The following is a 24990-nucleotide window of genomic DNA, read 5'->3' on the forward strand; positions in this document are numbered from 1 at the left end:
CTCTTCCCGAGGCGAGGGTGCCCCGCTCCCGGAGCGGCGGTGCCCCACCAGGGGCGCTGGGGGCACCTCCTCGGGAGGAGTTCCCCGCGCCCCTGGACGGTGGCCGTCCGCCCGCCTGGGCACCCCTGCCCCGGGGAGGGGGCGCCCTCAGCCCGCGCGGCGGTGGTTGGGGCGGGAGGTGGAGCGCGCGCGCTTCTCGACGTACATGCGTTGGTCGGCGGAGTGCAGGACCTCCTCCGCGGTCATGCCGCAGCCGGCCCAGCCGATGCCGAAGGAGGCGCCGACCCGGACCGCGCGGCCGTCCACGCGGATGGGCGGGATGATCGCGTTGCGCAGCCGCACCGTGAGGTCGGTCGCGTCCGCCGGGGCGAGCCCGTCGGCGAGGACCACGAACTCGTCGCCGCCGAGCCTGGCGACGGTGTCGCCGTCGCGGACGGCCCCGGTGAGGCGGCGGGCGACCTCGATGAGGACGGCGTCGCCGGTGTGGTGCCCGAACCGGTCGTTGATGGACTTGAAGCCGTCGAGGTCGCAGAAGAGCACGGCGAGCCCCTTGCCGGCCGCTTCCTCGTCGCCCTCGTCGGGCGCGACCGTGTGGACGTGGGAGTCGAAGGAGAGCGGCGCGGCCAGTTCGTCGGGCCCGTAGCCGTAACTGAAGGCGAAGCCGTCGCCGCCCTCGGGCTCGGCGGGCAGCCCCGAGGGGTCGGCGGGGCCGCGCTCCTGCGGGTGCGAGCACAGCCGTGCGGACAGCCGGGACCGCAGTTCCGCGCTGTTGGGCAGCCCGGTCAGGGAGTCGTGGCTGGCGCGGTGGGCGAGCTGGAGCTCGCGGCTCTTGCGCTCCTCGATGTCCTCGACGTGGGTGAGCAGGAACCGCGGCCCGTCGGTCGTGTCGGCGACCACCGAGTTGCGCAGGCTTACCCATACGTAGCTGCCGTCGCGCCGCGCGAGCCGCAGCTCGGCCCGGCCGCCCTCGGCGGATGTGCGCAGCAGCAGCCCGACGTCCTCGGGGTGCACCAGGTCGGAGAAGGAGTAGCGCCGCATCACGGAGGCGGAACGGCCCAGCAGGCGGCAGAGCGCGTCGTTGGCGCGCAGCAGCTTGCCGTGCTGGTCGCCGCCCATCTCGGCGATGGCCATGCCGCTCGGGGCGTACTCGAACGCCTGCCGGAAGCTCTCCTCGCTCGCCCGCAGCGCCTGCTGGTCGCGCTCCAGCCGGACCAGGGCGCGCTGCATGTTCGCCCGCAGCCGGGCGTTGCTGATCGCGATGCCGGACTGGAAGGCGTACATCTGGAGGGCCTCACAGCCCCAGGGACCGGGGTGGCGGCCGCTGGTGGGCCGGTCGACGGATATCACCCCGATCAGCTCGCTGCCGACCGTCTGGGAGGCGTACATGGGCGCGTAGAGGCGGTCGCCGGGGTGCCACTCGTCGGGGAAGCGGGGCAGCGGGCCCTCGGTGTGCCACTGCGGCACGTCGTCGTCGATCAGCACCCAGCCCTCGGTGTGCGGGATGAAGCGCAGGGTGCCCCACTGCTCGCCCATGGCCAGCCGGCGGTCCCAGGACGCGCGCGAGCCGACCCGCCCGGACAGCAGCGCCTCGCCCGCCGCGCTCCCGGCGAACGCGGCCACCACGAGGTCGCCGTCGGGCCGGACCAGGTTCACGGCGGCCAGTTCGTACCCCAGGCCGCGGACCACTCCGTCGGCGACCGCCTGGAGCGCGTCCGCGAGGCTGCGCGCGGTGTTGAGGTCCGCCACGACCTGATGGAGCTGACGCAGGGTCGCGAGACGGACATACGGCTCCGACTCGGTGTCCATGCCCTAGTGCCCTCCCCACGGGTCCGGCGGCAACTCCAGCGAGGTTTCCCATGCCCCGGTCGCCGTAGCGACCGCGTCGTAATTCACAGTCTTCCAATTACAACGCCACTGAATCACAGCGAGCTGTCCAGTCGGTACACAGGGTCAACAATTCCTGCCGCTTGTGACTCAAGTCACACCCACAGGTAGGCAGTTGAGTACAGAACGTAGAGCACCGGTCCTAGGACCCGATACCCGCGCGGGATGGGACCGCAGCCCGATGCGACGGCTTCCTACCGGCCCGTAACGTAAGGAAACGTGCTTCACACTCCGCCTGGACGGCATCCTGGGACCACCATGGGTCAGACCGTCAGCACCGACGACTTCCGCGCCGCCATGACACGCCTGTCCGCGGGCGTCGTCCTCATCACCGCGCACGACCCGGAGGACGGGCCGCGCGGCGAGGACGTCGGCATGACCGCGACCGCGTTCATGTCCGTGTCGCTCGAACCGCCGCTGGTACTGGCCAGCGTGCGGGTCGGGTCGCGGATGGAGGAGCTGCTCGACCGGCAGCCCCGGTGGGCGGTGTCCGTGCTCAGCGAGAGCCAGCGGCACATCGCCGGGCGGTTCGCGATGCGCGGGCGGATCAGCGACCGGCTGCTGTTCGAGGACGTGTCCTACTACCGCGGCGAGGCGTCCGGCGCCCCCATCCTCGGCGGCGCCCTGGCGATACTCGAGTGCGAGACCGAGCAGCATGTGCTCGCGGGCGACCATGTGCTCGTCATCGGCCGGGTGCTGACCGCCCGCACGCCGAGCGCCGAGGGCGGCCCGCTCACCTACTTCCGCGGCCGCTACCGCTTCCTCTCCTGATTGCTCACCTGGCGGCGGGCGGGGCCGGGTCCTGGCCATCCGGGTCCCGGACGGCCGGTCCTGGATAGCCGGGTCCCGGACGGCCGGGTCGCCGGACGGCCGGGTCGCCGGACGGCCGGGTCGCCGGACGGCCGGGTCGCCGGACGATTCGGTCCAGAACCGCTCAGTCCCAGGCGCCGCCGCGGCCCTTCTTCGTCTGGCTGCGCTGCTTCTTCTCGCGCAACCGCTTCTCGTTGATCCCCCGGGGGATGCGGGTGGGGCGGCGCGTCTTGGGCGGCGGGGCGGTCGCCTGCGCGAGGATCGCGGCCATCCGGGCCGCGGCCGTCTCGCGGTTGCGCCACTGCGAGCGGTGCTCCGACGCCCGCACCGTGAGCACCCCGCCCACCAGACGGCCCGACAGCCGCTCCAGCGCCCGCGCCCGCCACACCGGCGGCAGCGACTCGTTGGCCGCGAGGTCGAACCGCAACTCGACCTGGCTGTCGCTGGTGTTCACATGCTGGCCGCCGGGCCCGGAGGAGCGGGAGAAACGCCACATCAGCTCGGCCTCCGGAACGGAGACCGAGCCGCGAATGATCAGTGGCCCGGGCATGACTCCATGATCCCGCCACCACCCCCTCCGCGTCACGGGGATTTCCCCGCCGGATCGGAACCGTACGAACCCCCCTTGGCGTTCAGACGGGTGACGGTAGTTTCGTCCGGAACACCTACGACCACACAAAGGGGACTTCCCATGGCGGTAAGCCTGACCAAGGGCGGCAACGTCTCACTGACGAAGGAGGCGCCCGGTCTGACCGCCGTCACCGTCGGCCTCGGCTGGGACGTCCGGACCACCACCGGCACGGACTTCGACCTCGACGCCAGCGCGATCGCGGTGAACGCGACCGGCAAGGTCTACTCGGACGGCTTCTTCGTCTTCTTCAACAACAAGCAGAGCCCCGACCAGTCCATCGTGCACACCGGTGACAACGTCACCGGCGAGGGCGACGGCGACGACGAGCAGATCAACGTCAACCTCGCCGCGCTGCCGGCCGACATCGACAAGGTCGTCTTCCCGGTCTCGATCTACGACGCCGAGACCCGCAGCCAGAACTTCGGCCAGGTCCGCAACGCCTACATCCGCGTCCTCAACCAGGCCGGCGGCGCCGAGATCGCGCGCTACGACCTGAGCGAGGACGCCGCCACCGAGACCGCCATGGTCTTCGGCGAGCTGTACCGGAACGGGGCGGAGTGGAAGTTCCGCGCCATCGGCCAGGGGTACGCCTCCGGCCTGGTCGGCATCGCGAGCGACTTCGGCGTCAACCTCTGACCACTCGACGTCCGCCCGCTCGACGTCTGGACCGCTCGACCTCTGACCGCTCGACCCCTGGCCGCGCTCAGCGGTTCGGCGGACCCGCGGACGGCTCCCCCGCCCGGCATCTCCGGTGCGACGGGAGCCGTCCGCGTGTTCGCCCTCAGCGAACATGGGGGGCCGGCGGCGCGGTTCGGCGGAGCCGTCGGCCGATCGGACCGATCGGTCGCATGATCGACCTGCCGTCCTTGGGAACTCCTTTACGCTTCCGATGAGTTCTCGGTAGGGAACAGCGACGAACCGTACGACCGCAGCGCGGCCCCGTACCGACACACGCTCAGGAGAGACGCCATGGCACTGTGGGACCGCTTCAAGGAATCCGCCCAGGGCATGCAGACACAGCTCAACGCGAAGAAGAACGACCTCAAGAGCGGCGCCTTCCGCGACGCCAGCATGGCGATCTGCGCGCTGGTGGCCGCGGCCGACGGCAGCGTCGCGCCCGAGGAGCGGCGCCGGGTGGCCTCGCTCATCGCGAGCAACGACGTCCTGCAGAACTTCCCGGCCGCCGACCTCCAGCGCCGTTTCGACGACTACCTCGACCGGCTGGCCGCGGACTTCGACTTCGGCAAGGTGGCCGTGCTCCAGGAGATCGCCAAGGTGCAGAAGAAGCCTACCGAGGCACGGGCGGTCATCCAGATCGGTATCGTCATCGGCGGCGCGGACGGCGTGTTCGACAAGTCCGAGCAGGGAGTGGTACGCGAGGCGTGCTTCGCGGTGGGCCTCAACCCCGCGGAGTTCGACCTCTGACGCGGGGAGGGCCGGTGGATGCCGGATGACGAGGAACAGGCGCTGGCGGTGTACGAAGCGCTGCGCCAACTGGGCAGCGCACTGCCGGGCGAGATGGGCCGCGCGACCGACCTCGACCAGGAGCGGGCCACCGCGGCACTGGGGCGGCTGACCGAACTCGGCCTGGTCCACGGGCGCCCCGACGGCCAACTGGAGCCCGTGGAGCCCGACACCGCGCTGGTGCGCGCCATGGACGTGTACCACCGGGCCGCCGAGGACCACGCGAGCCGAGCCGAGTCCTTGTACCGGGCCACCCAGGCCCTCCTCTACGTCTACCGGCCCGCCGTCGAGCGCGTGTCGAACAAGGTGGAGATCGAGTCCATCACGGACCCCCGGGCGAAGGTGCGGATGGTCGCCGCGATGAACGCGATCGCCCAGACCAGCGCCGACTCGTTGCACCCGGGTCCCATGCCGCCGATGGAGCTGCTGGAGCTGTCCATCGAGCAGGACACCCAGATGCTCAAGCGGGGTGTGCGGCTGCGCGCGATATACCCGGAGGCCGTTCTCCAGTCGTCCAAGCACCTCCGGTACCTGGAGCGGTTGTCCGGCCTCGGCGTGGCGGTCCGGCTGCTCGACCACGCGCCGTTCGACATCCTGCTCCAGGACCGGGAGGTGGCCTGCCTGCCGGCGAATCCCGATCACCCCGGTGGTTCGCCGATGCTGCTGGTCCGCAGCACCAAACTGGTGTGGCCCCTCCAGGTGATCTTCGAGGACTACTGGCTGCGCGCCGTCCCGCTGGCGGACGCGGCCTCCTCCGGCACCGACACGTCGGTCTTCACCCCGCAGGAGCGGGTGGTGATCCGGCTGATGGCCACCGGTCTGAGCGACGACCAGATCGCCCGCAAGATGGGCGTGCACCGTCGCACCGTGCAGCGGGCGGTGGCGAAGCTGATGGACCGGCTGCACGCCGGAAGCCGCTTCGAGGCGGGCCTGAAGCTCGGGCAGGACAAGGGCTTGGCACGGGTGCTGCCGCCGAGCCGGAGCGGGTCCGGCGTGGCCGTCGGCTGAGTCGGCCGAGTCGGGGGCGGCTGCCGCTGCGGCGGTGGCTGTGGCTGTGGCTGCGGCGGTGGCTGTGGCTGTGGCTGTGGCGACTTTGGCGGGCGAGTCGCCTGGTGGGCCGGCTGTCCGGCCGCTCGTTCCCGTGCGGTGGACGCGCGGGAACGAGCGGCACTGGGGGCCGTTGGGCCGGTCGGCCCCCATGACGTCCGCCGAGGACTCCCCCCCGGGCGACCGGGCGAGCAGACCGGTCGTGCCCTCGGCGGCACCCGGCCACAGCAATACGGGGAAACCGCGGCCGGCGGCGCCAAGGCGCCTCGGCACCTTCGGGAGGCGGGGAGTCACGCCGCGAGGTGCCGTACTGAATTGATATCCGAACAAGCCAGGGGATGCCTAGCTGCGTTTCCCCTCCTCCATCCCGGACGCACGTCTCCAACCCCACCACGACCAGGGATTTCGTCCTTCGACGGGCAGCCTTGTCCAAAAAGCGACACGTACCAATATGGACACCCGAACCCGCGTCTGTGACGACGATGCGGCAGCCGGGACTCCGGTGGAGACTTGGCGGGGGAAGGGAACCACCAGGCGCTGTCCCGCCGTCACTCATCGTCGGAGAGCGCGGTGGCACCGCGGTCGTGGGGGAGATGAAGCGGATGGAAGAGTCGGCGGACAAGGCTGCGGAGACGGCCGAGGAGACGGCTGCGGAGACAGCCGAGGAATCGGGTTCCGGGGATTCCGGCCCAGGCGATTCCAGCCCGGGCGATTCCGGGCCAGGGGATTCGGGCTCAGACGATTCGGGCTCAGGGGATTCCCGCCCGGACAATTCCGGCGCGGAGGGCCCCGACTCTGATCCCGACCCCGACTCAGGCTCCACGTGGTGGCGCCGGCACCCGCGCTGGACCGCGGTGGCGGCCGTGGTGGCCGGGGCGTTCACCGGCGGATGGTTCGCCGCGCCGCCGGACCACACGTACACACCACAGGTGGCGGCCTCGCAGCCGGTCACGGTGACCGCCGCACAGGCCCACCAGGGCGTGTCCTCCTGGCCGACGCTCGGCAACCGGCCGAACGACCGCGGCCCGGGGCACGCGGCCATGGAGATCCTGCTCTCCAACGGCTTCGGCCCGCACTCCTGGGTCAACTACCCCGACTTCAGGCCCGATTCCCAGACTCCCCTCGTCTACGACAACCACCACCCGAGCGGCGAGATCCTGTTCTCCGGCACGGTGCCGCATCTCCCCCACGTGACCCTGGTGTCGACGGGCGGCGAACTGCTGCAGTACGAAAGCGGCCCCGGAGCAGGGTCGGAGAAGATCGTCTACCGCGCGCCCGCGCCCTGGGACGACACTCCCTTGTTCAGTCCACCGCTCGCGCTCAACTGGGAACACCAGTCGGGCGCGCCTTCCCCGCTGGCCATACCGCCGTGGCTGACCCACGTCCAGGTCGAGGGCTTCGACGGCAAGGATCTCGGCTGGCGGCCCCTGAAGGTCACCGACGGACTCAGCGCCCCTGTCCCCCCGTTCGGCTACCGGTCGACCACCGTCGGGGGCCAGCACATCGTCGACATGCACAGCGACTGCGGGATCGGTGCGCTGATCCAGGCCGATGACACGTCGTTGGGCAAGCCCCGCAAGGTCACCTTCGTCTACGCCCCGGGCTGGCCGTACGCGGTCAGCCTCACATACGCGCCGTCCAACGCCGATCTGCCCGGACCCGCCGGGCCGGCGCCGCTCGACCAGCCCTACATCCGGCGGATGGCCGGAGATCTGCTGTGCGGGACGTCCGGCATGGACGAGGGAGACCCCCCGGCCTCGGAGGTCGAGTGGACCCAGGAGTGGCACGGCACCACCTCCCCCGACGGTGAGGTGGCAGTGGTCCAGCAGAAGGTCTCGTATCCCTCCGGCGGTGACTACGGCGAGGACTCCCGCAGTGGACTGCTGGAGGTCGGCATCGACAAGGCGTCGGTCTACACCGACCTCGGCTCGAACTACGACACTTCCGGTCGCTACGCCCCCGCGGTCTCCATCGGCTGCGTCACCGATGCGGGCGGGCTGACGGTGGTCGGTCCCACGACCGCCACCACCGTCACCCTGGTCGACCCGCTGGCCGGACGGCACTGGTCAGGGCACGGCCACGTGCTCAAGGTTCCCAAGGGCCAGTTGCCGAAGAAGGGGACCTACCTGGCCGCGATGGCGGTCACGCCGGGGAAGAACGGCGGCACCGACACCAGGGACTGCGCGGCGCCGTAACGCCCTGCCGGGCGGGCGGTCGGGCGGACGGCTGGCCGGGCGGGCGGTCAGGCGCGCGGACGGGTGATCCAGCGGTCAGGCGATCCAGCGGTCGGGCGGCGCGCCCAGGTGCGCGTATGCCTTGACGGTTATATTCCCGATGGGGAATATTAGGTCGTATGGACACCGCGGTGTGGGGCGCGCTCGCCGACGAGAACCGGCGGGCGATACTCGGCCGGCTGCTGACCGGCCCGCAGCCCGTCGGCGAACTGGCCGAACGGTGCGGGCTGAGCCAGCCCAGCATGTCCAAGCACCTGCGGGTGCTGCGCGAGGCGGGACTGGTCCGCGTGCAGGTCGACGCGCAGCGCCGGGTGTACGCCCTGGAACCCGCGCCGATGGCGGAGCTGGACGCGTGGCTGGCACCGTACCGGCGGCTGTGGAACCGGAGCCTGGACGCGCTCGGCCGCCGCTTGGACGAGGCGCACGCGGGTTCCGTCGAGCGGTCCGCGCCGGCCGAGCCGTCCGAGCAAGCCGCGTCGGCCACGTCAGCCGAGCCGGCTGCGTTGGCTGCGTTGGCTGCGGCCGATCCCGAGGAGCGGGCTCCGCTCGCGCCACCGACGCGACCGGCACGCCCGACACCGCCGAGGCAACCGAGGCAACCGAGGCAACCGAGGCAACCGAGAGACAGGAAGCAGCCATGAACGTCATCGATCCCGGCAGCTACCTCGAACTGGACGGCGGACGGTCCGCGGTCCGCTTCGAGCGGGTCTACGACCACCCGATCGACCGGGTGTGGGTGCTGGTGAGCGAACCGACCGAACTGGCGCACTGGTTCCCGTTCCCCCGGATCACCGTCGACCTGGCGGTGGGCGGCGAGATCACCTTCGCCGGCGACCCCAACATGCCGGACATGGTGCTGACCGGCGAGGTCACCGCGGTCGACCCGCCGCACCTGTTCGCCTTCACCTGGGGCGGCGACGAGTTGCGGTTCGAACTGACCCGGCTGGACGGCGCCCGTACCCGCCTCACCCTCACCGACTTCCTGGAGAGCCCGGACGCGGCGGCGCGCAACGCGGCCGGCTGGGACCTGTGCCTGGCCGCCCTCGACGCCCGAGCGGCGAGCGAGACCGGGGGTTCGGTAGCGGGCGAAGCAGCAGGTGAAGCGGCCGGCGCGGCGGCGAACCGACGATCCGGCGAGCGGCCCGCGCGGCAGCGGCCCAGCGGCCCGCCGCCCACCTGGCAGCGGCGCTACGACGCCTACGTCGCGGCGGGCATGCCCAACGGCGCCCCGTTCCCCGGCAGTTCCTGACCCGCCGCGGGTACGAACGTCGCCGGGTGGCAGTAGGGCAGCGGGTCGATCGCCCGGTCGGTGCAGAACCGCGCAATCAGGTCGCCGAGTTCGTCGCTGCGCTCCACCGGCAGGAGGTGGTCGGCCTCCTTGACGGTGGTGAACCAGGCACCCTCCAGGCAACGCGCGGCGGCCAGGCCCATGGCGGGCGGCGTCAGCGTGTCGTGCTCACCCGTCAGCACGAGCGCGGGCACGCGGGGCGCCGGCCGCGGCACGTACCAGTCGTGGGACATCAGACGGTGGTTGTGCTCCACGTCCATCCGCACCTCCTCGGCGCTGCGCCCGGCGAACTGCCGGTACAGCAGCCGGGACACGGCGGCGTACCGCCGTACGGTCCCGGTGCCGGGCGGGGACATGAAGCGGTCCACCAGCTCGCGGGCGATGTCGTCGCTGCGGCCCTCGGCGAGCATCGCCATCCAGCGCGGCACGCAGTCGGTGTAGTCCTTCGGCAGGTCCCTGGTCATGCCGACCAGCATCAGCCGCCGTACCCGATCGGGGTGGCGCTGGGCGAAGCGCAGCCCGATCGCGCCGCCGAAGCAGGCGCCCAGCAGGTTCGCCCGGGAGACCCCGAGGTCGTCGAGGGTCCCGAGCACCGCGTCGGCGAGGAAGTCGATGCCGTGCCGGGCGGGCAGGAAGGCGGCGCCGCCGTATCCGGGCAGGTCGACGGTGATCACATGGCCCAGCGGGAGCAGCGCGCGCTCGAACCGGGTCCAGGACAGCCGGTCCTGGGAGGAGCCGCCGAGGATCAGGAACGGTTCGGTGCTCGGGTGCTCGCACCAGGCGACCCGGGAGACGAAACGGAAGCCGTCGGCGCTGAGTTCGCGTTCCTCGACCCCGCGGTGGCCGACGCACCCGGATGCTTCGCGGTCGGACGGTTCGCGGTCGGACGGTTCGCGGTCGGACGGTTCACGGTCAGGTCGCTCCGGTTCCGGCCGCCCGAACCCCGGTTGCCCGGGACCCGTTTGGCCGGGACCCGTTTGGCCGGGCAGCGCGGCCCGCGTCGTAGCGATTGTCATACCGGGACACTCCTGGTTTTTCGGGCAGGGCGAACTGCATCCCTATCACGGTCGGGCCCGCTCGGTGGCACCCCCGGGCGAGCGCCGCCGACGTACGCCAGTGCCAGCCGTACGCGGTCGGCATCGACCTCCTCGGCGCGCCGGTCCCAGCCGACCGCGTATCCCGCGGGCGCGCGAGAACGCCCCCGTGCGACCCGACCGGTGGGACGGGACGCACGGGGGCGCGATGCACGTTGTGCCCGTCCGACGTACAGGGCGAGCGGACGGCGCTATACGGGTGCGGGTGCGGGTGCGGGCGTGCGGCTCAGCTCGGCACCTTCCAGTTCTGCGCCGCCGAGCCGTTGCAGCCGTACAGCTGGAGCTGGGTACCGTTGGCCGTGGACGAGTTCGGGTCGTCGAGGCACAGCCCGGACTCCGGGTTGACCAGCGATCCGTTCGAGCCCGCGGTCCACTGCTGGGCACCGCTGCCGTTGCAGGTCCACAGCTGGATCAGCGTGCCGTTGGTGGTCCCGCTGTGGTCGGCGTCCAGGCACTTGCCGAGGGTCCGGAGCGTGCCGTCGGCGGCGACGATCCAGTCCTGCGCGTAGGTGCCGTCGCAGCCCCAGATCTGGACGTGGGTGCCGTCGGCGGTACCGGAGGTCGCGTCGTCCACGCACAGGTTCGACCCCACCCCGGCGGCGATCGGGCCGATCTTCGGCGAGGCCGGCGCCGTGGTGTCACCGGCGTACGACGGCGGGGCCGCGGACGCCGCCGTCGCCCAGGAGGTGTTGGCGGTGGTGCCGAGGGTGTAGTCGAGCGTGCCGCCCGCGGTGATCGCCGTGGTGGGGGCGTAGGCGTTGTTCCAGGCCGTACCGTTCCACGTCGCGGACTGCACGTAAGGGGCGTTGTCGGCGGCGCCGTTACCGTTGATCGTGAGCGTGTTGCCGGACGGCAGCGTGACCAGGGCCTGGGTGAACAGCGGTGAGCCGAGGGCCAGATCGGACGTGCCCGGGGTCTCGGGGTACATGCCGAGCGCGGCCCAGACGTACCAGGCGCTCATCGCACCCAGGTCGTCGTTGCCGTCGGCCAGCCCTCCGGGGGTGTTCGCCCAGATCTGGTCCTGGATCGCCCGCACTGTGCCCTGCGTCTTGTAGGGCGCGCCGGTGTAGTCGTACTCCCAGGGCAGTTCGATGCTGGGCTCGTTGCCGACCCAGGCATAGCCGTCGTCACCGGTGAAGCTGCGCAGCGTGGTGTCCAGGTAGTCGTTCATGGCCGCGTTTCCGCCCTTGGCCTTCGCCAGGCCGCCGATGTCGAACGGCACCATCCCGGTGTAGATCCAGGAGTCGGCCTCGACCATGTCGGTGCCGCTGGTGGGGTCGAAGCCGCCGGTCCAGGAGCCGTCCGCGTTGCGCGGCTCGACGAAGCCGGACGCCGGGTTGAGCACGTTGCGCCAGTCCTGCGCGCGATTGGCGTACGTCTTCTGGTTGCCGGTGTCGCCGAGCGCACCGGCGAAGGCCGAGAGCGCGAAGTCGGCGGTGTTGTACTCCAGCGTCGTGGCCACCGGGCCGTAGAAGTTGCAGCAGCCGTAGCTGCCGTCGTGCGGCATGTATCCGGGCGAGTTCAGGTAGTTCAGGCCCGGCCGGTCGTTGTTGGTCTTGCTCGCCTGAGCGACCATGTCCGCCAGCGCGGTGGCGGTGTCGAACTTCGTGGCGCCGAAGGCGTGGTAGTCCGCGAGGATGGCGTCCGCGGGGTCCCCGACCATGACGTACGACTCGCCGTTGTCCTCCGACCACTTGGGGAAGATCCCGGTCTGCGCGTAGTCGTCGACCATCGACTGCGCGGTGTCCGAAGCGGCCTGCGGGTCGACCAGCGCCTCGAGTTGGGCCTGGGAGCGGTAGATGTCCCAGCCGGAGTAGTTGGCGTACGCCGCGCTGTGGCCGGAGTCCACGGTGTGCGTCTTGCCGTCGAAGCCGTAGTACTGGCCGTTGGTGTCACTGATCACGTTCGGGTGCAGCAGCGAGTGGTAGAGCGCGCTGTAGAAACTCTGCTGCTGCGCGGAGGTCCCGCCCGCGATCTGCACCTTGCCGAGCGCGCTGTTCCAGGAGCCCTGCGCGGCGGTGCGGGTCGCGTCGAAGTCCCAGCCGCCGTTCTCCGCCGTGCGGTTGGCGACCGCGTTGGCGACCGACACGTACGACACGCCCACCTTGGCCTGCACGACCGGGTTGGACGTGGTGTTGAACGTGACGTACCCGTTCGACGCGGCGGCGTCCGGCGACTTCGATGTCGCAGCCTTCGGCGCCTTGCCGTGCAGCACCGGCTTGTTGGGCTTCTCGGCGGCGTTCTTGGAGGCCGTACCCGACGTCGCGGGGGCGGTCGCCGACGGCTTCACGACCGAGCTTCCCTGCGACGCGAACGGCTGGTCGAAGACCATGTCGAAGTACACGGTGTACGTGTTGCCCGCGCCGCAGAAGTGCCCGCTGGTGACCTGACCGCTCACCTCGGTGTCCGAGACCTTGGTGAACTGCGTCGACGTGTCGCCGTTCTGGCTGCCGTTCAGCTTGAAGACCAGGTTGGACTGCGTACTGGACGGGAACGTGAAGCGCGCCATCCCGCTGCGCGTCGTAGCGGTCAGCTCGGTGGTCACCTGATTGTTGAGCGTGACCTTGTACGACCCAGCGGACGCCGACTCGTTGGAGTGCGAGAACGCGTCCGTCGCGCCCGTGTTCACCGCACCCACCGTGGGCAGCACCGGTATGTCACCGGCCGCACCGCAGCCGGGCCCGGCGATATGGGTGAGGCTGAAACCGGTGATCGTCGAGTCGTTGTACTCGTAACCACCACCGGACGGACGCGACGGCGTGTCCGGGCTCCACTGCACCATGCCGAACGGCACGTCCGCGCCCGGGAAGTCGTCGGCCTGGTTCGAAGTCCCGATGAACGGGTTGACCAGGGTGGCCGGCGACGTGACGAGCGCGGCCTTCCCGGCCGCCGACGCGGGAGTACACATCCCGGCCACGGCCAGCGCCGCAGCCGCGAGCACGCCGATCACGGCCGCTCCGGGTGGTCTCGACAGTCGTGTCATCGCGGGTACTTCTCCTCTGCTCGTGAGTTCGACATCGTTGTCTGGCTCCACAGGAGCGCGACTCCGGAGTGATGAGCGAGATCCGACAACGTTGTCAGGCCATACGGAGATGGAACGCGTACTGATGCGAGTGCGTACATGGGGGGACTCCGGGGCTCAGGGGCGCCCAAGGACGCCGACGAGAGGAGAGCGCTCTCGGCGAAGTTAGCCACGCGGCAGGAACACGTCAATGACCCGTGCAAGCGGTCGGACCAATGAGGGGGTGGGGCTTCGCGGCGGGATTCGCGGCGGAGTTGGGGGCGCCGGGGCCGCGGGCGGGGATGGTGCGGCTGGGGGGTGTCGGCGCAGAGTGCGGCAACGTAGGTGGTTGGTGCGATGCTTGGGAGTGTTGGGGCGGGTTGTTCGGAGTCGGGGGCGCGTCATCCGATGTCTGGCGCGGGGGGCGCGGGGGGGGCGGGCGGCGGGGCGCCGGGGCGGCGGGAGTGCAGGAGAACGCCCGGCGGCGTGGACGGCGACGACATCGGACAAGAGATCGGACAACAGAAGGGCAGAGCGGACCGCGATCAGCAGCGACACGACGGCCGCAGGCAGACGTCGCGCTGCCCGCACACGTCGCCCAAGTCGGCGCGGTCGCAGGGCAGAAGGCTTCAGCGCAGGCCCGCGCAGCGGCTGATCGAGGTCGGACTACGCCTCGCCGCCTTCCACTCGACGTCGCCCTCGATCAGTCGGCCGACGGCGAAGCCGACCGCCCCGAGCGCGGCCACGAGTATGAACGCGCCGAATCCCCCGAACCACCCGGCAAAGGCCAGCGCCATGCCCACCAGCAACCCGATAACTGCCCTACTCATACTTCACCTCACATGATGTGCCAACGCCGGACTTGGACGAGGAACCGAACCTCATGGCGAACTCGGATCTGAGTCTGAGTCTGAGTCTGAATCTCGGGACTGATGCCGACCTGGGCCTCTGGATTGCGCGCTTCGGCTCCGATGCCCGAGGCTTGCGTCACTCGACGCGCGAGTCCGAGACCGGCTCGTCGCCGTCGAGCAAATGCACGTCGTTGACAGCGACGTTGACTTCAACCACCTCGAGGCCGGTAATGCGCTCCACGGCCACTATGACGTTCTCGCGGACGTCACGGGCGACGTCGGCGATCGGGACGCCGTACTCGACGATCACATCCAGGTCCACCGCTGCCTGGCGCTCGCCGACCTCGACCTTCACTCCCCGCCCCGCATTGGGACGGGAGCCCGGCACACGGTCGCGGACAGCACCAATCGTGCGGGACAGGCCACCACCCATGTCGTAGACACCGGGGATCTCGCGCGCAGCCATGCCCGCGATCTTGACGACCACGACATCGGCGATGGACGTCTTCCCCCTGTTCGCAGCCGGCTCGCTCGCGCCGGCACTGCCACCGCTGACCGTCGTGGAGCCCTGACCGGGCTTCACGCCGCTCTCCACCATCTTGCGTACGGGCGCCTCAACCTGCTGTGCAACCATCGCTGTCTCCTTGATCGTGCGTTGTCGTGACGTGCGGTCAATGAGTTGGACCCGGCCGGCGGAGATTCGTCACGCATCCGCGGCGAAGATTTCTTCCGAACTGATCCGCCCACACGGCGTGACATCCGGCGATCTCGCGTGTCGAAGACAATGAGCGAACGAAAGGAGCCGCCGCGTGTCGGGGTACCGCAAAATCACCAGGCCGGGCAGCGCAGACACCGGCAGCACAGCGCCGCCCGGCGCCTCGAAAGCCGTCGCCGCGCCCGCGGCCAAGGTAGAACTGCCGCCGGCGGCAGCACCGGCCGATCTGTCTTTGTCCGAGCCACCGTTGTCCGACCCGCCGGTCGACGGATTGCTGACCGAGGAATTACTGACCGACGAATTGCTGGCCGTACGCGCGGGAGAAGGGGACGAGGACGCCTTCGCCACACTCGTACAGCGGCATGCCGGACCGCTGCTGCAACTCGCCGAGCGGCTGCTGGGCAACCGCGTGGAGGCCGAGGACGCCGTTCAGGACGGCTTCGTCAGCGCCTGGCGCAGACTGCCGGAGTTCCGCGGCGAGGCACGGTTCAAGACCTGGATGTACCGAATCGTCACCAACCGCTGTCTGAACGTCCTGCGCTCGCGCCGCCCGCTCGTCCCGCTCGACGGCACCCCCGAGCTCCCGGCGCCGGACCACCAGACCTCACCCGAGCGCGTGACCGAGTCCCGCGCGGCCACGCGCGCCTTGGCCGAGGCGATGTCTCTGCTCTCGCCGGAACAGCGAGCCTGCTGGGTGCTCAGAGAGTTGAACGGACAGACGTACGAGGAGATCGCCGAACTGGTCGGAATCAGCCCTCAGGCGGTTCGCGGGCGCATCTTCCGTGCACGACGCGGCCTGACGGAGGCGATGGGCGCATGGCGATGACCAGCAACCCGGGCGGAGCCGGCCGCCTGCCCGGCCAGACACCGGAGCCACTCCCCGACGACGAGCAACTGCTTTGCGGCCGCATGCTCTCCGAGGTGTGGGAGTCCACCGACAGCGGTGAGAGCGACCAGCACGCCCTCCGCTGCCCTTATTGCTCGGCCGCGTTGGCCGACCTCGATCTGCTCGGCGGCGCGATCAGGGAGTTGCGCTCCAGCACGCCTCCACCGATGGACACCGCCTCCCTCTCCGAACGCGTCATGGACGTGGTCCGCTTGGAGCTGCGGCCCGGTCGCACACTGCCTCTCGGCGAACCCGAGGAGGACGCGTGGATCACCGAGGCCACGGCGGCCAGGGTTCTCCGCGCCGCGGCCGAGTCGCTGCCGGGAGTACGGGCCGGGTCATGCCGAATCGCGCCCGTGGCGATGGACGAGCTGAACGATCCGCTCCTACCGGCTCGCCCCGGGCTGCCCGGCCGGGAGCCGGTCCGGGTGCTCCTGGAAGTGACGTTCCCGTTCGCCCCCGACCTCGATGAACTCGCCGACCAGGTACGCCAGGAGGTCTTCGCAGCCGCAGACCGCCAACTGGGCATGCGCGTGGCGGCGGTCGACGTACGCCTCACCGATCTCCTTGACGATGCGGCCAGCGAAGGACGGACCCGATGACCCAACCCGCCGCCCGCGAGGTACTCACCGCCCAGGTCGCCACCGCCGTCTGCGAAGTGCCCGGCGTCGCATTCCTCAAGCCCAGTCTCAGCGGACTGCTGAGAGCGTCCATACGCTCCACGACACAGGGAGCATCGCGCCAATCCACCGAGGGTGTCCGCCTCACCCCCGGTGAGGGCCGGCCGTCGTGGACGGTGAGCGTCCACGTCGTCGCCCGGCGCGGCCATCGCGCGCTCGACGTCGCCCGCGCGATACGGGAAGCGGCCACGGCCGCTCTGGCCGTGACCTCGGTGAATGGCCAGTCACCGCCGCCGGTCACGGTCAGCGTCACCATCAGCGGGATCGTCTGACCCGGTCCCGACCCGGCCACGCCCGTCCACGCCCGCCCGCACCCGCGCACCTGCACCCGCACCCGCACCCGGACAGGCGAGGACGGAGCCGGGACATGACGGCCCAGGTCCAGCAAAGGACACGGCCAAGAGAGGGTCCGGCGACGGGTTCAGCCCAGCAGCAGCGATGTGGGCTGAGCCGAGAGCGCCTGGTCCAGTACCAGGGACGCCGCTCCCACGGCGGCCACGTTCTCGCCGAGGGTGGTGGTGACGACCGCAGTCGGGTGGGTCGCCTTGACGAACGGCGAGCGCGCAACCATCGGTTCTATGACAGGAAGGAGATGATCGGCGAGCACCTGCCAGGTCGTACCACCGAAGACGATGGTGTCGACGTCCAGCAGGGTCGCGGCAGCGCAGACACCACGGCCGATACGGACAGCAAGTTGATCGATGATGGACTTCGCCGCCTCGTCGCCCTCGGCGGTGAGTGAGGCCAGCCGTTCCACACCGCGCGGGGCGTCGGCCGGGTCCAGCACGGTGAACTCCGCACCGAGCACGCCGAGTGAGATGGCCTCGTCGACGAGGGTCCGGATCGAGCAGCCCGCGCCGAGGCCGCCGACCTCGCCCGCGTTGCCGGAGACACCGCGCAGCACGGTGTCCTGCACCACCAGTCCCATGCCCGAGCCAGTACCGAAATAGAAGAAGAGGAGGTTGCGACTCGCGGTGGCCGCGCCGGCCCAGCGTTCGGCGACGACTGCGGCGGTGACGTCCTTGTCGAGGAGTACCGGGTAGCCGGTGGCCTCACTGAGCCGGTCACGGAGGGGGAAGCTGCCCCACCCGTGCAGTTCAGGAGGGTCGAGTACCTGGCCGGCCACGGTGTCGACGGGACCGGGTGCGGCAACGCCGAGGCCCAGTATCCGTTCGGCGTCGACGCCGGACTCGCCGACCAGGGCGGCCACCGAGGCCGCCATGCCCGACACGATCTGGTCGGAGCCGCCACCTCTCGGCGTCCGCTCGCTGTACTGCGCCACCACCGCGCCCAGCAGGTCGACCAGGACATAGGTGATGACCGCCGGGTCGAGGTGCACCCCCACGGCATGCCGGGCCGTGGGGACGACCTCCAGGAGGGTGCGCGGCTTGCCGGGACCCGTGCTCCGCTTCCCGGACTCCCGCGCCACGCCCTGGTCGAGCAGTCGGCGGGTGATGTTCGAGACGGTTTGGGCGGACAGGCCGGTGGCCTGGGCGAGTTCGACCCGGCTCAGCCCGGACGGGTGTCGGCGGATGGCATCAAGGACGACGGACTCGTTGTAGTCGCCCATCCGCGGCAGGTTGGTGCCGCGGCGGATCGGCGGTCTGTCGTTGCCGGCGCTGTCGATGGTCGTCAACCGTGCCTCTCCCAGCCTCGGATGGCGGACGCGGCACCAGGCCACCGCCCCTTCGACGGCGTTGATGGGTGGCATGGTACGCCACCGGATTCTCCGTCCGGACCGGTCCGCCGAGCCGCCGGTCCGGGGTCGCTTCCCGTGCCGGCGGCCGACATCGTTCGCTCCGTTCGCTGGGTGTGGTCGCGGTCAGGCGCGGGGCAGGCGCAGGGTCACCATCTGGAAGGGCCGCAGGGTGAGGGCCGCCCCGCCGTCCGCCGTTTCGAGGTCCGCGGTGTCGGTGAGCGGCCGCTCCAGCAGGTCGGTCAGCACGGCACGGTCGGCGGCGAAGCCGTCGGCGCGGAGCGTGGCGCGGGCACGGCCGCCGTTCGCCTCGTAGAGGCGGACGACGAGGTCGCCGCTGCGGTCGTCGGCGAGCTTCACCGCGCTCACCACGATCGCGTCGTCGTCCACGGTCACCAGGGGGGCCACGGCGTTCGCGCCGGAGGTGCGGCGCTCGGGGAGGTTCGCCCGGTAGCCCTCGCGGACGGCGTCGGCGATGGTGGCGCCCGGCACCAGCGCGTGGCGGAAGCGGTGGACGCCCTGGTCGGTCTCCGGGTCGGGGAAGCGCGGGGCCCGCAGCAGCGAGGCGCGCACCGTGGTCGTCGTACCGGCGTCGGCTCCGGCGCGCACCGCACGGGTGACGTCGTGGCCGTATGTCGCGTCGTTGACAAGCGCGACGCCCCAGCCCGGCTCGTCGAGGTGCACGAACCGGTGGTTGCACGCCTCGAACTTGGCCCACTCCCAGCTCGTGTTCTGGTGGGTGGGCCGGTAGACATGGCCGAACTGGGTCTCGGACGCGTACCGGTCGGCGCGTACGTCCAGCGGGAAGGCGAGCTTGAGGAATCGCTCGGTCTCGTGCCAGTCCACCTCGGTGTCGATGTCGATCCGCTTGGCGTCCGCCGGAAGCGACAGCAGCTGGACGACCCGGGAGTCGCCGAAGACACGTTCGACGCGGACCGAGGCGCCGTCGACACGGAGGTCCGCGACGTCCGTAAGGTCGGCGCCGACGTTCCGGTAGAAGGCGTCGACGTCCCACGCGTCCCACTGGTTGGGCAGGTCGGGGTGGAGCTGGAGCAGGTTGCCCGCCTGCCCGGGGGCGATGGACTCGCGTCCGGCCGCGATGTCGTAGGCCGACACCACCAGTCCGCGCGCATCGATCTCGACCCGCAGCAGACCGTTGTCCAGGATGTAGCCGCCGCCCTCGCGCACGGCCGGAGCCACCGTCTCCGGCGAGCCGGCGACACCCGCGCCACCGGCCGGAACGCCTCCGCGCCCGTGCGGAGCCGAGTTGAAGACCACGTCGCCGACGCCGGCCCGCTCCCCCGAGTTCCCCGCGCCCTCTCCGGTCCCCGCGAGCGCGCGCTGCGCCTCGCCGATGATCCCTTCGAGCTCCTCGGCCACGAGCGCATAGGTCCGCCGCGCCTCACTGTGCACCCAGGCGATCGACGAGCCGGGCAGGATGTCGTGGAACTGGTGCAGCAGCACCGTCTTCCAGATCCGGTCCAGCGCCTCGTAGGGGTACGGCGCCCCGGTGCGTACGGCCGCGGTGGTGGCCCACAGCTCGGCCTCGTACAGCAGGTGCTCGCTGCGCCGGTTGCCGCGCTTGGTCTGCGCCTGGCTGGTCAGCGTGGCGCGGTGCAGTTCCAGGTAGAGCTCGCCGACCCACACTGGCGGGTCGGGGTACTCCGCCTCCGCCTTGGCGAAGAAGTCCGCGGGCGCCTCCCACTCGACGGTCGCCGACCCTTCGAGGCTGCGCAGTCGAGCGGCCTTGGCGACCATCTCCCGGGTGGTGCCGCCGCCTCCGTCGCCGTATCCGGTCGGCGCGAGGGAGCGGCTGGCGACGCCCTTCTCCTTGAAGTTGCGTGCCGCATGGGCGATCTGGCGGCCGGCCATCTCGCAGTTGTAGCTGTCGACGGGCGGGAAGTGGGTGAAGACCCGGGTGCCGTCGATGCCCTCCCACGCGAAGGTGTGGTGCGGGAAGGTGTTGGTGCGGCTCCACGAGATCTTCTGGGTGAGCAGCCACTTGGAGCCGGCGGCCTTGATGATCTGCGGCAGGCCGGCGGCGAAGCCGAAGGTGTCGGGGAGCCAGACCTCCTCGTTGTCCACGCCGAACTCTTCGATGAAGAAGCGCTTGCCGTGCACGAACTGGCGGGCCATGGCCTCGGACCCGGGCATGTTGGTGTCGGACTCCACCCACATCCCGCCGGTGGGCACGAACCTGCCGTCCGTGACCGCCTGCTTGACCCGGGCGAACACCTCGGGCCGGTGTTCCTTGATCCACGCGAACTGCTGGGCCTGCGACATCGTGAAGATGAAGTCGGGATCGTCGTCCAGCAGGGCCGTCATGTTGGACGCGGTGCGCGCGACCTTGCGGACCGTCTCCCGCAGCGGCCACAGCCAGGCCGAGTCGATGTGCGCGTGGCCGACCGCGCTGATCCGGTGCGCGGCCGGAACCGCGGGCGCGGCGAGCACTCCCGCCAACTCGTCCCGCGCGGCCTGCGCGGTGGCGTTCACGTGCTGCAGGTCCACGGCGTCCAGCGCGCGGCTGACCGCGCGGAGGATCTCCCAGCGGCGCGCCCCCTCCAGGGGCAGCTCCGCCATCAGCTCGCCGAGCACCTCCAGGTCCAGGACCAGGTTCCACACCGTCTCGTCGAAGACCGCCAGCACCATCTGCCCGAGCACGTACTGCGGCGCGTCGCCGGCGGTCGCGCGGTCACCGAGCACGGTGGGCTGGAACGGCACCTCGCCGTCGATGTCGGGGTTGGACGCGGCCTCGATGTGCCAGCGGACCGTCTCGCCGCCCGCGACCGGCGAGCCGACGCGTACGGCGGAGTTGCGCGGGTGGAGCCCCTTCACCGGGGTGCCGTCGGGCCGGTAGACGAGGCCCTCGCACTGGAATCCGGGGGTGCGCGGGGTGAATCCGAGGTCGAGCACGGCCTCGACGGTCCGGCCGGCCCACTCGGCGGGCACGGTGCCGCTGACCTTGAACCAGCTCGTCCCCCAGGGCGAACCCCACGGCGTGCCGGCGGAGATGGGCTGCGTCGTCGCCGACAGCCCCTCCGCTACGGGCACGGGCTCGCCGGAGGTGGACCAGATCTCCACGGTCAGCGGCGTCGTCTCCGGGTGGATCGCCGGACGGATGCGCTCCCGCAGGACGCGCTCCAAGCGTGCCTCGACCAGTTTGCGGTCGTCATGCATGAGGACGGTCTCCTGATAGCTGGGCTCGACAGGGCGGGGTGCCGGTCAGAGGCCGGTTGCGGCGCCCGGGTCCGGGCGCTCGCAGATGGGGTTCGACCTTTGACGTCTACGGGGGAACGGGCAGCGTACGTCCGGCACGAGGTCCACCTTCGGCGACCGAGACATTCTCGGCGTTCCGCATATGACGAACATTCCGGACGGTCGATTCGTGCCCCTTGGGCGACGGGACGAACCCGCCGCGGCTCACCAGGGGATGACGACCGGCCCAGCCGCCGCGGACGACGAGCGCCCGCCGGGTGTCGGTGGTCAACGTGGTTGCACGCTCCCATCGGCGCTGCGCGGCAGGGCGCAGCGGTCGGGTTCTTACGGCATCGGCCACCAGCCGTCCTGGCGCCAGGTCATGGCGATCAGGTCCTCCGCACGGCAGGTGTCGGTGTAGTGCCATTCGAACCTACGAACCGCCCGCCGAGTTTGTCAATACGTTTTACGAACCCCTCCGTCATTGAACGGGATTCAATGCGGAGCGCCTCGCTCCGGAACCGGGTGGTACGGCCGGGCGGTCCCCCGGGCGGTCCCCCGGGCGCGCTCTGGTAGACGCGGAGGCCCGGCGCGGGCATCCGGACACCGTTGTTCATGGCGCTCGTCCGGCCCTTGCCGGGTATGGCGGTCCTCGTCCGCGGAAGTCGGTGAACGTCGCGGAAGTCCCCGGACCAGAGGTACGAGCCGGCGGTACCGCCAGCGGTACGGCCGACCGGACCACCGGCTGTACGGCCGAGTGTGGTGCGCTGCGCCGTGGGCGCCCTGCGCGTCGTCGGCGGCCGCGCCTCAAAGAGTGCGGCGCGCCTCAAAGACCGCGGCGCCGTCAGCGTTACCGGGCGATGTCGAACGTCCGGGCGGCGGAGTCGTAGGAGGAGGTCTTCGCGCCGGGCATCTTCCCCCCGGCCGCGAGGCTGATGTCGACCCGCGTCACGTCCTTGCCGAGTCCGGCCGCCGCGGCGACCCGGACGCGGACCCGCGCGCTGGCACCCGCCTTGAGCGACGTGCTCAGCACATGGCCGACCGCGTTGGCGGACCGCGTCACCGCGACCCACCGGTGGCCGTCGTACTGCTGCATGGTGAAGCCATCGGCCACATCGGCGCCGGTCGGGTCGCAGCCGACGACGTCGTCCGCGCTGCACGGGGAGATGTTGAGCCCGGCGTCCACGTGCGCGATGTCCCGGGTGGACACGTTGTGGACGGCATACGTCGCCTCGGTCCAGCGCCCGTCGCGGTGCAGCGTGGTGCCCTTCATGTCGAGCACGCTGACGGTGAGGGCCGCGAGCGGCGCCTTCACACTGTCGCTCGCCAGGGTGCGGCCGGCCGAGCTGAGCGTCGCGTGTACGGCCACGGCGTCGTCCGCGCCGGACGGCCCGTACTGCGGGTTGAGGTAGAGGCGCCAGATGTCCTCGTCCTTGATGGGCACGGTGTAGCTGCCGGACAGGGTGTCGAGCCCGGCCTCGGGTCCTGCGGACCTGGCGAGCTTCAGGGTGGGCCAGCCGTCCCAGCCGGTGGACCCCACCGGCTCGTACTGGGTCTTCAGCGACTTGCCGGCCGGGACGTCGAACCGCAGCGCGACCTTCACCTTCGGGGGGTGCGCTCCGTTGGTGTGCATCGACAGGGCCAGCAGGCCGTCGGTGCCCCGCGCGTAGGTGTCGAGCGCTTGCAGCTTGAGGGACACCGGCGGATCGGGGGTCGGCGTCGGATCGGCCTTGCTCCCCCCGTCCCCGCCCCCGCACGCCGCGACCACCGCGGCCACCAGCACGGCGGTGACCGCCACCCGCCAACGCGACAGCCCGACCCGCATCCCGAACCCCCATGGCCTCGCCGATCAAGAAAGAGAGCCCCCTGAGAGGCTTCAACAGCATAGGCAGACTCGGTACTTCGGGCCGGAACTTCCGCTGCTCGCAGGCACGACGCCGGTCGTCGTACGCGGCGGCAACAGTTGGCGGCCAGCGGTCAGCGGCCTGCGCTCAGCGGCCAGCGCTCAGCGCTCAGCAAGGGCACCCCGGCGGGCCGGCCGGACCGTGGACGTCGCAGCCGGCCCGGCGCATCCGGCCGTCAATCCATGTCCACGCCGGCCAGGGCGTTGCCGATCAGGCGGGTGGCGAACTCGGGATCTTCGGTGAGCTGGTTGATGTGCTCCGCGAGGAGGAAGGCGGTGGCTTCCAGCGGGGTCATCTCGCTCTCGGTCCAGTAGCCGTACTGCTTGCGCCACAGGCCGGGGCCCAGGCCGGTGGCCGCGGCGATCACCAGGCCGGCCATGGTGGGAATGGTCTCCGGGCGGACGCTATTGGGCATCTTGCGCATCGTGCCCACGAGGTCGGGCACCACGTGTTCGATGGCGTCCTTGCCGTGGTCGTCGTAGGCCGCCTGCAGCCACCGCATGAACATGTAGACGAGCGTGCAGGCACCGTCCAGCACGGCATCGGCTTCCTTGGGGCTCATCGACGCGGTGAACTGGTCGATCAGGAGCTGCTGTTCAGGATCGACCCCGGTCCTGTTGGCGTGGACGGCCTTGAGCCGGGAGTCGATCATCATGAGGGCCGTACCCACGTCGCCCACCGGGGCGAACTCGGGGCTGCAAGGCGATGACACCAGTTTTCTCCTCAACTCATGCGGAACAGGGGAGTGTTCCCGACGGCAGCTCCCTCGCAAGCCGGCCGGCGGGCGGTTACGGGAAAACCGTAGGTCGACAACTCCCCCCTGAACGGCCCAGATCCGTTGCCGCGTCATACAGGCAGATACGGGGACGCCCGGTGCGAGGACCGAACAAAGCGCTCATTCCACGGGCCCGGCCTTTTCCCAGCCCGATCGGCCCCACCCTCGGCCCCGACAGCCGCCCGACCGGTCACGCCGCCCCTACCGCCCGGCCCGGGCCGGACACCCGCCGGCACCGCAGGCACCACCGCACCGCCGTCCCCAACCGAAACAGGCAGCGGGCAGCAGGTGGCGGGCGGCGGGCGGCCCATGCCGCGCCCACTCGGTCTCGGTCTCGGTCTCGACGGTCCGCATACGATCCCCACGCGGTCGACTCGTCCGGCGAAGCGGCCCGCGGCCCGAGGCCGCCTCGTCACCGCCGGCCATCGGCACCCCTCGCGGCGGCGGCCCGTCGCCGGGAAAGCCGCGAAAGGGACAAATATGGAGCCCCCTGTCGGGTTCGAACCGACGACCTACGCTTTACAAGTACGCGAGCGGTCATGCGGACGGGTGTGCTGTGGTGCGGCGCGATCTCATTTTGCCTGGTCAGACCGCCTATGCCATTTCCGCTTCTGTCGCCCCGTGCCGACCCGTCCAAGGGCGTCCGCGCTCCCCTTGCGCTCCCCCCGCCGGGCTGCGCGGCAGCTTCCCCGACACGTTCAGAGGCCTACCTGTCGCGTCGTGATCCCTTCCGACTGGGAGGCTAGTGTTCTGAGTCGGGAATTCGCTTCAGATATCCGGCGAGGCGTTCGAGGATGTCCTCTGCGGTCTTGGTCCAGATGTAGGGCTTGGGATC

The 24990-nt window shown here is 70.9% G+C and carries 19 protein-coding genes and 1 pseudogene; 10 read left to right on the plus strand and 10 right to left on the minus strand.

Translation table 11 applies throughout. The annotated features are described in order from the left end of the window. Window positions 1–147 precede the first annotated feature (147 nt). Window positions 148–1806, minus strand: a complete 1659-nt coding sequence (cdgB, locus tag AB0399_RS23115; protein ID WP_329366137.1) for a diguanylate cyclase CdgB — start codon at window positions 1804–1806, stop codon at window positions 148–150. Between the two features lie 336 nt (window positions 1807–2142). Here cdgB and AB0399_RS23120 point away from each other — a divergent pair, with 336 nt between their 5' ends. Then, window positions 2143–2655, plus strand: coding sequence for a flavin reductase family protein (locus AB0399_RS23120; protein WP_328467624.1), 513 nt, complete (start codon window positions 2143–2145; stop codon window positions 2653–2655). Window positions 2656–2818: 163 nt separating this feature from the next. Here AB0399_RS23120 and arfB read toward each other — a convergent pair whose 3' ends face one another. Beyond that, window positions 2819–3244, minus strand: coding sequence for an alternative ribosome rescue aminoacyl-tRNA hydrolase ArfB (arfB, locus tag AB0399_RS23125; protein ID WP_328467622.1), 426 nt, complete (start codon window positions 3242–3244; stop codon window positions 2819–2821). A gap of 141 nt (window positions 3245–3385) precedes the next feature. On the opposite strand from arfB, the gene AB0399_RS23130 reads away from it, so the two are divergent. From AB0399_RS23130 to AB0399_RS23155, 6 genes and pseudogenes are all read left to right on the plus strand, one after another. Beyond that, window positions 3386–3961, plus strand: a complete 576-nt coding sequence (locus AB0399_RS23130) for a TerD family protein (RefSeq protein ID WP_328467620.1) — start codon at window positions 3386–3388, stop codon at window positions 3959–3961. A 333-nt stretch (window positions 3962–4294) separates the two neighbouring features. Next, the gene (locus AB0399_RS23135) at window positions 4295–4750 is read left to right on the plus strand and encodes a TerB family tellurite resistance protein (RefSeq protein ID WP_328467618.1); all 456 of its coding nucleotides are present in this window, start codon (window positions 4295–4297) and stop codon (window positions 4748–4750) included. Window positions 4751–4768: 18 nt separating this feature from the next. Continuing rightward, complete coding sequence (locus AB0399_RS23140; protein WP_329366142.1) at window positions 4769–5797, plus strand: helix-turn-helix transcriptional regulator; 1029 nt, start codon at window positions 4769–4771, stop codon at window positions 5795–5797. Between the two features lie 968 nt (window positions 5798–6765). Further along, a complete protein-coding gene (locus AB0399_RS23145) occupies window positions 6766–8031 on the plus strand; it encodes a hypothetical protein (RefSeq protein WP_366412613.1) in 1266 nt (421 codons plus the stop codon). A 158-nt stretch (window positions 8032–8189) separates the two neighbouring features. Continuing rightward, window positions 8190–8489, plus strand: a pseudogene (locus AB0399_RS23150) (metalloregulator ArsR/SmtB family transcription factor); the annotation flags it as partial. 218 nt (window positions 8490–8707) lie between these two features. After that, a complete protein-coding gene (locus AB0399_RS23155; RefSeq protein ID WP_366412614.1) occupies window positions 8708–9319 on the plus strand; it encodes an SRPBCC family protein in 612 nt (203 codons plus the stop codon). On the opposite strand, the gene AB0399_RS23160 is transcribed toward AB0399_RS23155, so the two are convergent. The 4 genes from AB0399_RS23160 to AB0399_RS23175 form a co-directional block, all read right to left on the minus strand. After that, complete coding sequence (locus AB0399_RS23160; RefSeq protein ID WP_366412615.1) at window positions 9268–10374, minus strand: alpha/beta fold hydrolase; 1107 nt, start codon at window positions 10372–10374, stop codon at window positions 9268–9270. The genes AB0399_RS23155 and AB0399_RS23160 overlap by 52 nt on opposite strands. A gap of 304 nt (window positions 10375–10678) precedes the next feature. Next, window positions 10679–13435 carry a lectin gene (locus tag AB0399_RS23165; RefSeq protein WP_366412616.1) on the minus strand — a complete coding sequence of 919 codons (2757 nt, stop codon included), beginning with the start codon at window positions 13433–13435 and terminating at the stop codon, window positions 10679–10681. A 647-nt stretch (window positions 13436–14082) separates the two neighbouring features. Next, entirely contained in the window at window positions 14083–14283 is a 201-nt protein-coding gene (locus tag AB0399_RS23170; RefSeq protein ID WP_366412617.1) for a hypothetical protein, read from the minus strand. Window positions 14284–14440: 157 nt separating this feature from the next. Further along, window positions 14441–14902 (minus strand): Asp23/Gls24 family envelope stress response protein, encoded by a 462-nt coding sequence (locus AB0399_RS23175; RefSeq protein ID WP_366412626.1) that lies wholly within the window; start codon window positions 14900–14902, stop codon window positions 14441–14443. Between the two features lie 364 nt (window positions 14903–15266). On the opposite strand from AB0399_RS23175, the gene AB0399_RS23180 reads away from it, so the two are divergent. The 3 genes from AB0399_RS23180 to AB0399_RS23190 are packed head-to-tail and all read left to right on the plus strand — an operon-like array spanning window position 15267 to window position 16857. Further along, on the plus strand, window positions 15267–15845 hold the full coding sequence (locus tag AB0399_RS23180; RefSeq protein WP_366412627.1) for a sigma-70 family RNA polymerase sigma factor: 579 nt from the start codon (window positions 15267–15269) through the stop codon (window positions 15843–15845). Then, window positions 15836–16507, plus strand: a complete 672-nt coding sequence (locus tag AB0399_RS23185; protein WP_329366156.1) for an Asp23/Gls24 family envelope stress response protein — start codon at window positions 15836–15838, stop codon at window positions 16505–16507. The genes AB0399_RS23180 and AB0399_RS23185 overlap by 10 nt, the downstream gene beginning before the upstream one ends. Then, complete coding sequence (locus tag AB0399_RS23190) at window positions 16504–16857, plus strand: hypothetical protein (RefSeq protein WP_366412618.1); 354 nt, start codon at window positions 16504–16506, stop codon at window positions 16855–16857. The genes AB0399_RS23185 and AB0399_RS23190 overlap by 4 nt, the downstream gene beginning before the upstream one ends. A 149-nt stretch (window positions 16858–17006) precedes the next feature. Here AB0399_RS23190 and AB0399_RS23195 read toward each other — a convergent pair whose 3' ends face one another. From AB0399_RS23195 to AB0399_RS23210, 4 genes are all read right to left on the minus strand, one after another. Next, the gene (locus AB0399_RS23195; protein ID WP_329374064.1) at window positions 17007–18155 is read right to left on the minus strand and encodes an ROK family transcriptional regulator; all 1149 of its coding nucleotides are present in this window, start codon (window positions 18153–18155) and stop codon (window positions 17007–17009) included. 252 nt (window positions 18156–18407) lie between these two features. Next, the gene (locus AB0399_RS23200; RefSeq protein WP_366412619.1) at window positions 18408–21458 is read right to left on the minus strand and encodes a glycoside hydrolase family 38 C-terminal domain-containing protein; all 3051 of its coding nucleotides are present in this window, start codon (window positions 21456–21458) and stop codon (window positions 18408–18410) included. Between the two features lie 868 nt (window positions 21459–22326). Further along, window positions 22327–23301, minus strand: coding sequence for a hypothetical protein (locus AB0399_RS23205; RefSeq protein ID WP_366412620.1), 975 nt, complete (start codon window positions 23299–23301; stop codon window positions 22327–22329). Window positions 23302–23555: 254 nt separating this feature from the next. Next, the gene (locus tag AB0399_RS23210) at window positions 23556–24092 is read right to left on the minus strand and encodes a hypothetical protein (RefSeq protein WP_366412621.1); all 537 of its coding nucleotides are present in this window, start codon (window positions 24090–24092) and stop codon (window positions 23556–23558) included. Between the last annotated feature and the right edge of the window lie 898 nt (window positions 24093–24990).

Source organism: Streptomyces sp. NPDC088194, from assembly GCF_040702025.1.
In the GTDB taxonomy this organism is placed as follows: Bacteria; Actinomycetota; Actinomycetes; order Streptomycetales; family Streptomycetaceae; genus Actinacidiphila.